Here is a 13680-nt window from a genome sequence, read left to right on the forward strand (position 1 = left end):
AAGCTGCCACCGACGCCCGGTGACCGCCTCAGGTCCAGAAGATCAGCAGCGTCAGCAGGCCGGCCAGCATGCTGCTCAACCCGAGGAAGCGGATCTGCCCGTCAGACAGCTGCGTCGCCCGTTCGAACACGCGGCGCCACGCGCCGGGGCTCAGGAACGGCAGCACGCCTTCGAGCACGAGCATCAGCGCCAGCGCCGCCAGCAGGGTGTCCCACATGACGCGCGGGGATCACTCGGCAGCGGCAGACGCGGCGTGCTTCTTGGTGCGGGCCGGCGCCGAGGCCGATTCGCGACCCGGGCCGCGCATCGCCTTGAAGAATTCGCCCGACGGGTCGATCACCATCACGTCGGACTTGCTGCGGAAGGTCGCGCGGTAGGCCTCGAGGCTGCGGTAGAACTGGGCGAACTGCGGATCGCGGCCGAACGATTCGGCGTAGATCGCCGACGCCTTCGCATCGCCATCGCCCTGCACCTTCTGGGCATTGCGGTAGGCCTCGGCGACGATCACCTCGCGCTGGCGGTCGGCGTCGGCGCGGATCTGCTCGCCTTCGGCCGCACCGGTCGAGCGCAGCTCGTTGGCCACGCGCTTGCGCTCCGATTCCATGCGGCTGTAGACCGAGCTGGTCACGTTGGCCGAGAAATCGACACGCTTGATGCGCACGTCGATGATCTCGATGCCGAAGGCCTTCGCTTCATCGGTCAAGCGCACCCGCACACCCTGCATCACGCGGTCGCGGTCAGTCGCGAGCATCGCCTGCACCGTGCGCTTGGTCACCTCTTCGTTGAAGGCGGCCTGCACGATCGGGCTCAGCCGGTTCTCGACATTGCGCATGTCGGTGCCGTTGTTGCGGATGAACTGCTTCGGATCGATCACGCGCCACTTGACCAGCCAGTCGATGACGAGGCTCTTCTTCTCGGCCGTGAAGATCGGGCGCGTCTCGGGGCTGTCGAGGGTCTGCACGCGGCGGTCGAGGAAGACGACGTTCTGCAACGGCGGCGGCAGCTTCGCCTTCAGGCCCGGTTCGGAGATGACCTCCTTGATCTCGCCCAGCGCATAGATGACCGCGAACTGGCGCTGGTCGACGATGAACAGGACGGAAGACAGCAGCATCAGTGCCACCAGGGCACCGGCGACAAGCATGGCGATTCGATTCATGGTGAGCTTTCTGCGGTTCTCTTCGCCGTCGGATCAGCGGCCGTCGCGATCGCGGGTGCGTTGGCCTTCTCGCGAGCGGATGTCGACGCTGCCGGTTGAGCTGCCGGGCGCTTCTGCCGGCGCGGCCGGCGCCACCGTGGCTGGCACGGCACCGCCCACCTGCTGCATCAGCTTGTCGAGCGGCAGGTACAGCAGGTTGGAGTTCTCGCGGGTGTCGACCATCACCTTGCTGACACTCGAATAGACCTGCCGCATCGTGTCGATGTACATGCGGTCGCGGGTGACGCCAGGCGCCTTCTGGTACTCGGCGAAGACCTGGTTGAAGCGCTGCGCGTCGCCGTCGGCGGTGGCGACGACGCGGGCCTTGTAGGCTTCGGCCTCTTCGCGCAGCCGCGCGGCCGTGCCTTGCGCCTTCGGGATCACGTCGTTCGCATAGGCCTGCGCCTCGTTCTTCGCGCGCTCGCGGTCGGCACCGGCGCGGAACGCGTCGTCGAACGCGGTCTGCACCTGCTCGGGCGCCTGCACGCTCTGCACGTTGACGTTGACGACCAGGATGCCGGTGCGCAGCCGGTCGAGCTGGGTCTGGATCGACTTGACGAGCTCGATCGCGATCGCGTCGCGCTGCTCGTACAGCACCGAGTCCATGTTCGACTTGCCGACGATCTCGCGCACCGCCGATTCGGCCGCCTGCTCGACGACGATGTCGTCGGGGTTGCGGTTCTCGAACAGGTACGAGCGCGCGTCCTTCAGCCGGTACTGCACGCTGAAGCGGATGTCGATGATGTTCTCGTCCTGCGTCAGCATCGACGAATCGCGTAGCCCGGTGGCCTGCACCACGTTGCTGCGGCCGATCTCCTTGGTGCGCAGCTGCGTGACCGGCACCGTCTCGTGCGCCTGGAACGGGTACGGGAAGCGCCAGGTGAAGCCGGCGTCGACGGTGTGGCTGTACTTGCCGAACGACGTGACGACCGCCTGCTGGCCTTCCTGCACGATGAAGAAGCCGCTGAAGGCCCAGATCAGCACGACCACGCCGGCGATCAGGCCGACGCCGATGCCGGCGCTGCGCATGTCGGGGCCGCCCCCGTTGCCGCCGTTGCCACCGCCGCCCGAACCGTTCGACCGCGAACCGCCCTTGCCGCCGAACAGGCCGCTCAGCTTGCGGTTGAAGTCGCGCCACAGTTCGTCGAGGTCGGGCGGGCCGTCGCCACGGCCGCCGCCGCTGTTCAGCACCGGCGCCTGGATGCCGGAGCGCACGCCCGGCAGGTGCGCAAAGGCGGCGCGGCCCAGGCCGGACAGCAGGGCCTTGACTGCCTGGACCACGTCACGAACCTGCGAGGCGGGGCCGGCAGCAGGCAGATGGGGGATGGGGCTCATGGTCATGTGGTGTGCAGAAGAATCTGGCTCAGTACTCGGGGCTCGGCGGGGCCCAGGCCGCGGCGTCGGGCAATTCGGAGGAGTCGGGCTCATCGGAAGCGTCGGGCTCATCGAATTGATCGAGTGGATCGGGATCATCGGTCGCCGGATCGGCCGGCACCGGTTGGTAGCCCAGCGGCAGAGTTGAGGACGAATGCATCGCGTTCAAGTCGTCCTGCAGCGTGCCGGACGCCGCAGCCGACAGGATGCGACGCAACTCCGGCAGGCCGCGGCCGTCGAGCGCGCTGACGAAGACGCGTGGGACACGCACGCCGCCATCAAGTTCCAGCACATCGGCGTGATGGCGCGGAAGGTGTGCGAACTCGAGCCTGTCGAGCTTGTTGCAGACCAGCACCTGCTGGATGTCGGCCGCGCCGATGTCGCCCAGCACGCGCTGCACCTCGGCCATCTGCTCGGCCTGCACCGGGCTCGCGGCATCGATCACGTGCAGCAGCAGGTCGGCATCGGCCGCCTCCTGCAGCGTCGCCTCGAAGGCCTCGACCAGCTTGTGCGGCAGGTCGCGGATGAAGCCGACGGTGTCCGAGAGCGCGGCCGAGCGGCTGGCGCCTTCGAGGTAGAGCTGGCGCGTGGTGGTGTCGAGGGTCGCGAACAGCTGGTCGGCCGAATAGCTCTTCGCATTGACCAGTGCATTGAACAGCGTCGACTTGCCGGCATTGGTGTAGCCGACCAGCGAGATGCGGAAGGTGCCGCTGCGCTCGCGCGACTTGCGCTGCGTGTTGCGCTGCTTCTTGACGCGCACCAGCCGTTCCTTCACGGACTTAATGCGCTCGCCGATCATCCGGCGGTCGAGTTCGATCTGCGCCTCGCCGGGGCCGCCGCGATTGCCGATGCCGCCGCGCTGGCGCTCCAGGTGGCTCCAGCGGCGCACCAGGCGGGTCGACAGGTATTGCAGCCGGGCCAGCTCGACCTGCAGCTTGCCCTCGTGACTCTGCGCGCGGGCGGCGAAGATCTCGAGGATCAGCATCGTGCGGTCGGCGACCGCCACGCCCAGGTGGCGTTCGAGGTTGCGCTGCTGCGCGGGCGACAAGGCCTGGTCGAACAGCACCGCTTCGGCCTGATGGCCGAGCACCAGGGCCTTGATCTCGTCGGCCTTGCCCGAGCCGACGAACAGCGCCGGGTCGGGCGACTTGCGCCGTGCCGTGATCCGGGCCACCGGCACATCGCCGGCCGATTCGGCCAGCAGCGCGAGCTCGTCGAGGCTCGCATCGAAATGCGAGCCACCGCCGTGCGAGCCACCGCCGAAGTCGACGCCGACCAGGATCGCGCGCGGCAAGTCCGACTGCGTGGCGGCACTGGAGCCGGCGGCCGTCATGCGGGGCTCCGCCTCGGGAGTTGGTGGCGCACCCACCCGGACGGCCTCAGCGGTCTCAGGTCTGCTCCGGCGCCTCGGCGGCGTGGAAATTCACCGCGCGGCCGGGCACGACGGTCGAGATCGCGTGCTTGTAGACCATCTGCGTCACGGTGTTGCGCAGCAGGACGACGTATTGATCGAAGGATTCGATGTGGCCCTGCAATTTGATGCCGTTCACCAGGTAGATCGACACCGGAACATGCTCTTTGCGGAGCAGGTTCAGAAATGGGTCTTGTAGAAGCTGCCCTTTATTGCTCACGATATGCTCCGTGATGGAAAGTGATGGAGGTCGTCACGTTAACACAGCGCCGTGCTGCATCGCAGCGCAGGTCGCCAAATGACTCAATCTTTGTCGGCGAACGGATTGCTCGACGATCGCATCTCGATGCGCAGCGGCGTGCCGACCAGCTTGTAGTGTTCGCGGAAGCGCCCTTCGAGGAAGCGCTTGTAGACGTCGGTCACGTGCTCGAGCGAATTGCCGTGGATCACGATCAGCGGCGGGTTCATGCCGCCCTGGTGGGCATAGCGCAGCTTCGGGCGGAACGCACCGGCGCGCTTCGGCGTCTGGAGCTCCACCGCCTCGTGCAGCAGGCGGGTCAGCACCGGCGTCGTCATCTTGCGGGTGGCCGACGCATGCGCATCGGCAATGCCCTTCCACACCGGGCCGAGCCCCTGGCGCTTGATCGCCGAGATCAGCAGCACCGGCGCGAACTTCAGGAACGCGAGGCGCTGCTCGATCGAGCGCTCGAGCGTCTGCTTCTGGTAGTCGTCGACCGCATCCCACTTGTTGATCGCCACCACCACCGCGCGGCCGCTCTCGAGGATGTAGCCGGCGATGTGCGCGTCCTGGTCGGTCACGCCCTGGGTCGCGTCGAGCAGCAGCAGCACGACGTTCGCATCGGCGATCGCCTGCAGCGTCTTGACGACCGAGAACTTCTCGATCGCCTCGAACACCTTGCCCTTGCGGCGCAGTCCGGCGGTGTCGATCAGCTCGAACTTCTGGCCATGGCGTTCGAACGGCACGGTGATCGCGTCGCGCGTGGTGCCCGGCTGGTCGAAGGCCACCAGGCGCTCTTCGCCGAGCCAGGTGTTGATCAGCGTCGACTTGCCGACGTTCGGCCGGCCGGCGACGGCCAGGCGGATCGGGGCGCCCTCTTCCGGTTCTTCAGGCTCGTCGTCGAACACGAAGTCTTCGAGCGCGGCCTCGGTCAGGCTGCGGATGCCCTGGCCGTGCGCCGACGAGATCGGGTGCGGCTCGCCCATGCCGAGCTCGTAGAACTCGCCGAGCAGCGGCGAATCGACCATGCCTTCGGCCTTGTTGACGGCCAGCAGCACCTTCTTGTTGACCGAGCGCAGGTAGCGGGCGATGTCGTGGTCGTGCGCCGACACGCCGGCGCGCACGTCGACGACGAAGATCACCGCATCGGCTTCGGCAACCGCCTGTCGCGTCTGCTTGGCCATCTCCTTGACGATGCCGGTGGTGCTGTCGGGTTCGAAGCCGCCGGTGTCGACGACGATGAACTCGCGGTCGCCCAGTCGGCCGTCGCCGTAGTGGCGATCACGCGTCAGGCCGGCGAAGTCCGCGACGATCGCGTCGCGGCTCTTGGTCATCCTGTTGAACAGGGTCGACTTGCCCACGTTGGGGCGGCCGACAACCGCGATCACAGGTTTCATCGAAAGTCTCTCAATCTCACTCGGGGCGGAAGGCGAACAGGCCGCCGTTGCGCGTGGTCACCAGCAGCGTGGTGCCGCTCAGCACCGGCTTGCCGACCACCGGGCTGCCATCGGTCGGCAGGCGCAGCTTGAAGCTGCCGTCGGCGGTCGAGATCCAGTGCACGTAGCCCTCGACATCGCCGAACACGGCCATCTTGTTGACGACGATCGGCGACGACAGGCCGCGGTACAGCAGCTTCTCGATGCTCCAGGCCACCTCGCCGCTGGCGGTACGCCACGCGGTGACGCGGTCGCTGGCATCGGCCGCGACGGTCACGTCCTCGTCGGCGGCGACGCCTTGCAGGCCGCCGATGTTGCGGGTCCATGCGAGGCTGCCGCGCTCGGCGTTGACGCAGGCCACCGCGGCCTGGAAGGCGCGCGCGCAGACGTTGTCGCCGACGCGGGCGGCCGGCGCGACCAGGTCGGCCAGCCGCTCGATCTCGTTGGTGCCGCGCGGCGATGCGAGCGACACCTCCCAGCGCACGGTGCCGCGCAGCGGGTCGAGCCCGGCGAGCTTGGCGCCCTGCCCGACCAGCAAGGTGTCCTTGAAGGCCATCACGACGCCCGGCTGCGACAGCGTCAGCGCGTCGCCCGGGCGCTGGAAGGTCCAGAGCTTGCGGCCGTCGAGCACGTCGAAGGCCTGCACGACGCGGTCGACGCTCATCACGAAGACGCGCTCGCCGGCCACCAGCGGTGCGCTGCTGACACGTGCCGGCAGCTGCTTGCGCCAGATTTCCTTGCCGGCATCCAGCGTGACCAGCTGGTTGTCGCGGGTCACGACGCTGGCGTAGCGGCCGTCGCTGCCGACACCGGCGCTGAGCCGGCCGTCGGCCGTGCCGCGCCAGGCTTCCTGGCCGTTGTCGGCCCGGTAGGCGTAGACCGTGCCGTCATCGCCGGCCACGATGAAGTTGCCGCCGGCCGCGACGACGGCCATCGGGAACTTCAGCGTGCCGATCGATTGCGTCCAGACCTGGCGGCCGGCGATCGACGGCGTCAGCTCCTCGAGCACCGTCGGGTCGGGGCGGGTCGACTTGCTCGCGCAGGCGGCCAGCACCGCGACCGCCATGCCCAGCGCGAGACGGGTCAGTCCCCTCATGGGCCGACCTTCTTGACGGCCGCGGCATCCGCGGCCGCACTGGCCGCAGGAGCGGCGCCGAGCGCCGTCAGCTTGGCCTCGACCAGCTGGCGGTAGTCGACCGCGCTGTCGAACGACTTCCAGGCCTGGTTGTAGGCGGCCTTCGCTTCGTCGGCCTTGCCCTGCGCCAGCAGCACGTCGCCGCGGCGGTCGGCCACCAGGCCTTCGAAGCCGGGCGTGGTGGCGGCGTCGAGGGCCTTCAGCGCTTCGTCGTACTTCTTCTGGTCGAGCAGCAGGCCGGCCAGCCGCAGGCGGGCGATGGTCTGGTACTCGGCCTCGCTCGCGTTCTCGCTGGCCCAGGTCAGGCTGGCGCGGGCGGCGTCGGCCTGGCCCTTCTCGAACTGCAGCTTGGCGGTCAGCAGCGCGGCCTGCTGCGCGAACGCGGTGCGCGGGAAGCGCTCCTTCATCTCGCCGAAGACCCGGCCGGCCTGGTCGGTGTTGCCGGCGCTCACGGCCTTGTCGAGCTCGTCGAACAGCATGCCGGCCTTGGCCGACTGCTCGCGCTGCCAGTAGGTCCAGCCGTTCCAGGCAGCGAAGCCGCCCAGCGCCAGGATCAGCACCCAGGTGATCAGGTTGCCGTACTGGTTCCAGAACGCCTTCAGCTGGTCGATCTGTTCTTGTTCTTCGAGGTCGAGGTGGGTGGCCATGGGGATCGTTGGAAATTTCGGACGAAGCCGGGATTATGCGTTGCGCAGTTCAGCCGCCCATTCGGACACGCCGGAGAGCGGCAAGTTGCGTTGTGTGACAGCCGGGTCACGCAATGACTTCAGCGCCACCTCGCCGGCCGCCAGTTCCGATTCACCGAAGATCAGCGCCCAGGTGGCGCCGCTCTGGTCGGCCTTCTTGAACTGCGCCTTCATGTTGCCGCCGCCGGCGTGCATCTGCACCGAAACGCCGGCCGCGCGCAGCGCCTGCAGCGTGCTCATCGCCTGCGGCAGCACCGCGGGCGACATCAGCACCGCATAGGCGCGCGGTGCCGCCGACGGCACCGGCAGCTTCAGCTCCTGGATCAGCAGCAGCAGCCGTTCGATGCCGAGGCCGAAACCGACCGCCGGCGCCGGCTTGCCGCCGAGCTGCTCGATCAGCCCGTCGTAGCGGCCGCCGCCGCACACCGTGCCCTGCGAGCCGAGCAGGTCGGTGACCCATTCGAAGACGGTGAGGTTGTAGTAGTCCATGCCGCGCACCAGGCGCGGGTTGACGCGGTACGGCAGCCCGGCCGCGTCGAGGATCCCGCGCACCGTGTCGAAGTGCGCCAGCGACGCCTCGCCGAGGAAGTCCATCAGCTTCGGGGCCGCTTCGATCAGCGCCTGCAGCGCCGGGTTCTTGCTGTCGAGGATGCGCAGCGGGTTGCTGTGCAGGCGGCGCTTCGAGTCGTCGTCGAGCGCGTCGGCATGCTGCTCGAAGTACGCGACCAGCGCGTCGCGGTGCGCGCGCCGCTCGTCGGGCTGGCCGAGGCTGTTCAGTTCGAGCCGCACATGCTCGCCCTCGACCAGGCCGAGCTCGCGCCACAGCAGGCGCGTCATCAGGATCAGCTCGGCGTCGACATCGGGGCCGGCGAAACCGAGCGCCTCGACGTCCAATTGGTAGAACTGTCGGTAGCGGCCCTTCTGCGGCTTCTCGTGGCGGAACATCGGGCCCAGCGTCCAGATGCGCAGCGGGCCGTTGTACAGCGCGTTGTGCTCGACCATCGCGCGCACGATGCCGGCCGTGGCCTCCGGGCGCAGCGTCAGGCGGTCGCCGTTCATCGAATCGGTGAACGAGTACATCTCCTTCTCGACGATGTCGGTCACCTCGCCCAGGCCGCGCACGAACAGCGCGGTGGGCTCGACGATCGGCGTCAGCAGGTACTGGTAGCCGTGGCGCGCCAGCACCGAGCGCACCGTGGTCTCGAACCACAGCCACAGCCCGGCGTCGGGCAGCTTCTCGGTGCGCGGCACGCTCGCCGGCAGGATGTCGTTCATGCCCTTCACGGCCTGGAGGGCGGCTTGCTTGGTGTCAGCCATGGAAACCTTGGATCGATGGATGGAAGAGCCGCCCGAGGGCAGCTGCGGCAACGCGGTGGCGGCGACCGGCGACGCGCGCAGGGGCGCGGTCAGGCGGTCGCGGTCGAATGCTGGGCGGTGGCCGAGCCGAAGCGCTTCTCGATGTAGTCCTCGACCAGCGTCTGGAACTCCTGCGCGATGCGCTCGCCGCGCAGCGTCAGCGCCTTCTCGCCGTCGATGAAGACCGGCGCGGCCGGCGCCTCGCCGTTGCCCGGCAGGCTGATGCCGATGTCGGCATGCTTGCTCTCGCCCGGGCCGTTGACGATGCAGCCCATCACCGCGACCTTCATCTTCTCGACGCCCGGGTAGCGCGCGCGCCACACCGGCATCTGCTCGCGCAGGTAGTCGTCGATCTGCTTGGCCAGTTCCTGGAAGGTGGTGCTGGTGGTGCGGCCGCAGCCGGGGCAGGCGGTGACGCTCGGGTTGAACGCGCGCAGGCCGAGCGACTGCAGGATCTCGAGCGCGACCACCACCTCTTGCGTGCGGGCTTCGCCGGGCTGGGGCGTCAGCGACACGCGGATCGTGTCGCCGATGCCCTGCTGCAGCAGCAGCGACAGCGCCGCGGTCGACGCGACGGTGCCCTTGGTGCTCATGCCGGCCTCGGTGAGGCCCAGGTGCAGCGGGTAGTCGCAGCGCTTCGCGAGCGCCTGGTAGACGCTGACGAGGTCCTGCACGCCGGACATCTTGCACGACAGCACGATCTGCTCGCGCCGCAGGCCGATCTCTTCGGCGCGCTTCGCGGATTCGATCGCCGACGTGATGATCGCGCGGTACATGATCTGCTGCGGCTCGAACGGCTCGGCGCGGCGGCCGTTCTCGTCCATCATCTGCGCGAGCAGTTCCTGGTCGAGGCTGCCCCAGTTGACGCCGATGCGCACCACCTTGTCGTGGCGCGCGGCGGCCTCGATCATCTGCGCGAACTGCCGGTCGCGCTTGTCGCCCTTGCCGACGTTGCCGGGGTTGATGCGGTACTTCGACAGCGCCTCGGCGCAGGCCGGGTGCTCGGTGAGCAGCTTGTGGCCGTTGTAGTGGAAATCGCCGATCAGCGGCACGTCGATGCCCATGCGGTCGAGCTGGTCGCGGATGTGCGGCACCGCGGCTGCCGCTTCGGGCGTGTTGACGGTGATGCGGACCATCTCGGAGCCGGCCACCGCCAGCTCCTTCACCTGGATCGCGGTCTCGATGACCTGCACCGTGTCGGTGTTGGTCATCGACTGCACGCGCACCGGCGCGCCGCCACCGATCGTCACGGTGCGCGCACCCCAGCGCACCTGCGCCTGCACGGTGGCGCGCTGCACCGGACGGGCCGGCTCGATGAACTCGTCGTCCAGCAGCGAAGCCGACAACGAAGCCGACGAGGAAGAGATGGCGGTCATGGCTTACTCGAGATCGAACTTGGCGATGTTGTCACGCGTGGGCGTCATCGACACCGCGCGACCGCGGTAGGTCACGCTGGTGGCGGAGACATTGCCGATTCTGACGTGAAGCGGGGAAGCCCCGTCCAGTCCCAAGGACTCTCCGGGCTGCAGCAAGCGCGACACCAGCACGGTGCCGCGGCCGTCGATCACCTCGACCCAGGACTCGGCGCTGGCCTTCAGCAGCAGCGCGCCGGAGGTGGTGCGCGGCGCGGGCGCCGAGGCCGCCACGGGCGCCGTCGGAGTCGACTGCACGGGCGCCGGCGCGGGCACGGGCAGCGCGGCAGGTGGCACGGCCGGCGTCACCGGCGACGACCCGGCGGGCGCCGAAACGACCGGCAGCGTCACCGTCTCGACCACCGTGTTCGGCGGCAGCGTCGGCGGCATCAGCGCCGACGGCTCGGACGCGCCGGCATCGGCCGGTGCCGGCGACGGCGACGACACCGCCTCGGAGACGCGCGGCAGGTTGGACGCGATCCAGCCGCTCGGCAGCAGGTAGACCGCCGCGGCGGCCAGCGCCAGCAGCACCGCGCCGATGACGCCCGGGTTCTTCAGGAAGCTCAGGTCGGTCGGCACGCCACCCAGCGGCTTGTCGCGGAACGGCGCATTCAGGCCCTGGCTCAGGTGGTCCAGCCGGTGCGCCTGCGGCTGCGGCAGCAGCGCGAGCACCGGCGCCGCATCGATCTTCAGCGTGCGGCAGACGGTCTGCGCCAGCGCGCGGGTGAACGTGGCATCGGGCAGCTCGTCGAAACGGTCGGCCTCGAGCATCTCGAGCTTGCGCGGCGCGACCTTGATCGAGGTCGCCAGCGCGGCGATGTGCAGGCCGCGCGCCTGGCGGGCCTGGCGCAGCAGCATGCCGGCGGTCACCGTTTCGGCGGCCGGGGCCGGCGCCGCTGCGGGTTCCACCGCCGGCGTCGCGTCAGCGGGCGCGGCGCCTTCGGGGTCGGGTTCAGCCGGCACCGGATCACTCATCGAACTGCCCCCGCTCGAACGCCGACGATTCGCGCGATTGCGGGAAGCGGTCGCGCAACTGGCGCCCGAGGTCGACCACGCCCTGGCGGTTGCCGAGCTTGTTCTCGATGCGTGCGGCGAGCCACAGCGTCTGCGCGCTCGACTGGTCGGCCACCGCATTGACGCGGCGGATGTAGAAGCGGGCGCGCTCGAAGTCGCCGCGGCGCAGCAGCACCTCGGCCAGGTTGACGCCGGTGGCCGGGTTGGCCGGGTCGAGCTCGTAGGCGCGCAGCAGCGTCGCCTCGGCCTCGGGCCACTGGCCGGCGCGTGCCTGGCACACGCCCTTGGCCAGGATCGAGCGGACGCTGCCGGTGTACTGCGGTGCCGTCATCGCCTGCTCGAACAGCGGGAAGGCCTCGTCGTAGCGCTTCTGCTGGCACAGGTACCAGCCGTAGTTGTGCAGCGTGTCGCCGTCGCGCGGGCTCAACTGCAGCGCGCGGCGGAAGCTTTCCTGGGCCAGCACGTCGTCGTTCAGGCCGGCATAGATCAGGCCCCGCAGGTTGTAGCCCTCGACCATGTCGGGCTGCGCCTGCAGCGCGAGCTTCACTTCGTCGAGCGCGGTGGTCAGCTGGCCGCGCGCGAAATACGCGCTCGCGAGCTCCATGCGCACGCGGGCGCGCTTGCCGGCCTCGGTCTCGTCGGACGACGTCGTCCGGTCCCGGCTCGACTGCTCGACACCGTTCACGGTGGTGGTGGTGGTACAGCCCCCGATCAACGCGGACAAGGCCGCAACGGCCAGCGTGATCGACAAGCAACGACGTCCCCAGGTCATGAACGGCCCTCCTTCGAGCGTGATGTGATGTCTGCAGATTCGGAGGCAGGCCGGTGCACGCGGATCGGTGCACGGGTCATGCGCTTGTGGGCCTGGGTGCGGTCCTGCACCTCGCCGGCGAGCTGGCCGCAGGCGGCGTCGATGTCGTCGCCGCGCGTCTTGCGCACCGTCGTCACGACACCGGCGTCCTGCAGCACCTGCGCAAAGGCCGTCACGCGCTCGCGCGGCGAACGCTTCAGGCCGGACTGCGGGAACGGGTTGAACGGAATCAGGTTGAACTTGCACGACACCGCCTGGCTGATGCGCACCAGCGCACGGGCATGCTCCGGGGTGTCGTTGACGCCGTCGAGCATGCAGTACTCGAAGGTGATGAAGTCGCGCGGCGCCTTGTCGAGGTAGCGGTTGCAGGCCTCGAGCAGTTCGGCGATCGGGTATTTGCGGTTCAGCGGCACCAGGTCGTCGCGCAGCGCGTCGTCGGGCGCGTGCAGCGACACCGCCAGCGCCACCGGACAGTCGTCGCGCAGGCGGTCGATCATCGGCACGACGCCCGAGGTCGACACCGTGACGCGGCGGCGCGACAGGCCGTAGCCGTGGTCGTCGAGCATCACGCGCAGTGCCGGCACCAGCGCCGAATAGTTCTGCAGCGGCTCGCCCATGCCCATCATCACGACGTTGGTGATGGCGCGGTCGCCGGCGGCCAGGTTCAGGCGGCGGCGCAGGTGGTGTTCGGCGAACCACAGCTGGGCGACGATCTCGCCGGCGGTGAGGTTGCGGCTGAAGCCCTGGTGGCCGGTGGAGCAGAAGCGGCAACCGACCGCGCAGCCAGCCTGCGACGAGATGCACAGCGTGCCGCGGTCGTCTTCGGGGATGAACACCGTCTCGACGGCATTGCCGCCGCCGACGTCGAACAGCCACTTGATGGTGCCGTCGGAGGACGCCTGCTCGCTGACGACCGCCAGCGGGGTGACGCAGGCGACGCCGGCCAGCTTGTCGCGCAGCGACTTCGCGAGGTCGGACATCGCATTGAAGTCCGACGCGCCCTTCTGGTGGATCCAGCGAAACAGCTGGGTCGCGCGAAACCGCTTCTCGCCGAGCCGCTCGCAGTAGGCAGCGAGCCCGTCGAGGTCGAATTCGAGGAGGTTGGTGAGACTCATGCCAGCCTCCATCGTCAAGGACGTCGCTCGCGCCGCTGTTGGCTCAGTCGCCCGCTTATCGCGAGTAGACGTTCATGCCGGGGAAGAAGAACGCGATCTCGACAGCCGCCGTTTCCGGGGCGTCCGAGCCGTGCACGGCATTGGCGTCGATGCTGTCGGCGAAGTCGGCGCGGATCGTGCCCTTCTCGGCCTTCTTCGGGTCGGTGGCGCCCATCAGGTCGCGGTTCTTGCCGATGGCGCCTTCGCCTTCCAGCGCCTGGATCATCACCGGGCCGGAGATCATGAAATCGACCAGGTCCTTGAAGAACGGACGGGCCTTGTGCACCGCGTAGAACGCTTCGGCTTCGCCGCGCGACAGGTGGGCCATGCGCGCAGCCACGACCTTCAGGCCCGCGCCTTCGAAGCGGCTGTAGATCTGGCCGATCACGTTCTTCGCGACGGCGTCGGGTTTGATGATGGAAAGAGTACGTTCGATCGCCATGATTTTTTCTCCTGAA

At 68.8% G+C, this 13680-nt stretch carries 14 protein-coding genes; all 14 read right to left on the bottom strand.

Annotation, left to right across the window (positions count from 1 at the left end; all coding sequences use genetic code 11):
- Window positions 1-28: 28 nt before the first annotated feature.
- Window positions 29-217: a DUF2065 domain-containing protein gene (locus tag ASC98_RS26245; protein WP_056808787.1), complete on the bottom strand. Its 189-nt coding sequence runs from the start codon at window positions 215-217 to the stop codon at window positions 29-31.
- A gap of 12 nt (window positions 218-229) precedes the next feature.
- Complete coding sequence (gene hflC / locus ASC98_RS26250; protein ID WP_056808786.1) at window positions 230-1156, bottom strand: protease modulator HflC; 927 nt, start codon at window positions 1154-1156, stop codon at window positions 230-232.
- 33 nt (window positions 1157-1189) lie between these two features.
- Complete coding sequence (gene hflK, locus ASC98_RS26255; protein WP_082542318.1) at window positions 1190-2530, bottom strand: FtsH protease activity modulator HflK; 1341 nt, start codon at window positions 2528-2530, stop codon at window positions 1190-1192.
- A 28-nt stretch (window positions 2531-2558) separates the two neighbouring features.
- Window positions 2559-3902 (bottom strand): GTPase HflX, encoded by a 1344-nt coding sequence (gene hflX / locus ASC98_RS26260; protein WP_082542289.1) that lies wholly within the window; start codon window positions 3900-3902, stop codon window positions 2559-2561.
- 55 nt (window positions 3903-3957) lie between these two features.
- The gene (gene hfq / locus ASC98_RS26265) at window positions 3958-4200 is read right to left on the bottom strand and encodes an RNA chaperone Hfq (protein ID WP_047502530.1); all 243 of its coding nucleotides are present in this window, start codon (window positions 4198-4200) and stop codon (window positions 3958-3960) included.
- Between the two features lie 83 nt (window positions 4201-4283).
- Window positions 4284-5615, bottom strand: a complete 1332-nt coding sequence (der, locus tag ASC98_RS26270; protein ID WP_056808785.1) for a ribosome biogenesis GTPase Der — start codon at window positions 5613-5615, stop codon at window positions 4284-4286.
- Between the two features lie 16 nt (window positions 5616-5631).
- Window positions 5632-6750 (bottom strand): outer membrane protein assembly factor BamB, encoded by a 1119-nt coding sequence (bamB, locus tag ASC98_RS26275; protein WP_056808784.1) that lies wholly within the window; start codon window positions 6748-6750, stop codon window positions 5632-5634.
- Window positions 6747-7436 carry a tetratricopeptide repeat protein gene (locus ASC98_RS26280; RefSeq protein WP_056808783.1) on the bottom strand — a complete coding sequence of 230 codons (690 nt, stop codon included), beginning with the start codon at window positions 7434-7436 and terminating at the stop codon, window positions 6747-6749. The genes bamB and ASC98_RS26280 overlap by 4 nt, the downstream gene beginning before the upstream one ends.
- Window positions 7437-7469: 33 nt before the next feature.
- Window positions 7470-8792, bottom strand: a complete 1323-nt coding sequence (gene hisS / locus ASC98_RS26285; protein ID WP_056808782.1) for a histidine--tRNA ligase — start codon at window positions 8790-8792, stop codon at window positions 7470-7472.
- An 89-nt stretch (window positions 8793-8881) separates the two neighbouring features.
- Window positions 8882-10207, bottom strand: a complete 1326-nt coding sequence (ispG, locus tag ASC98_RS26290; RefSeq protein WP_056808781.1) for a flavodoxin-dependent (E)-4-hydroxy-3-methylbut-2-enyl-diphosphate synthase — start codon at window positions 10205-10207, stop codon at window positions 8882-8884.
- 3 nt (window positions 10208-10210) lie between these two features.
- Complete coding sequence (locus tag ASC98_RS32190; protein WP_162249357.1) at window positions 10211-11206, bottom strand: helix-turn-helix domain-containing protein; 996 nt, start codon at window positions 11204-11206, stop codon at window positions 10211-10213.
- Between the two features lie 4 nt (window positions 11207-11210).
- Window positions 11211-12029, bottom strand: a complete 819-nt coding sequence (gene pilW / locus ASC98_RS26300; protein WP_056808779.1) for a type IV pilus biogenesis/stability protein PilW — start codon at window positions 12027-12029, stop codon at window positions 11211-11213.
- Entirely contained in the window at window positions 12026-13183 is a 1158-nt protein-coding gene (gene rlmN / locus ASC98_RS26305) for a 23S rRNA (adenine(2503)-C(2))-methyltransferase RlmN (protein WP_056808778.1), read from the bottom strand. Before rlmN ends, pilW begins: the two co-directional genes overlap by 4 nt.
- A gap of 55 nt (window positions 13184-13238) precedes the next feature.
- A complete protein-coding gene (ndk, locus tag ASC98_RS26310; protein WP_056808777.1) occupies window positions 13239-13664 on the bottom strand; it encodes a nucleoside-diphosphate kinase in 426 nt (141 codons plus the stop codon).
- Between the last annotated feature and the right edge of the window lie 16 nt (window positions 13665-13680).

This window comes from Rhizobacter sp. Root1238 (assembly GCF_001425825.1).
Taxonomy (GTDB): Bacteria; Pseudomonadota; Gammaproteobacteria; order Burkholderiales; family Burkholderiaceae_C; genus Rhizobacter.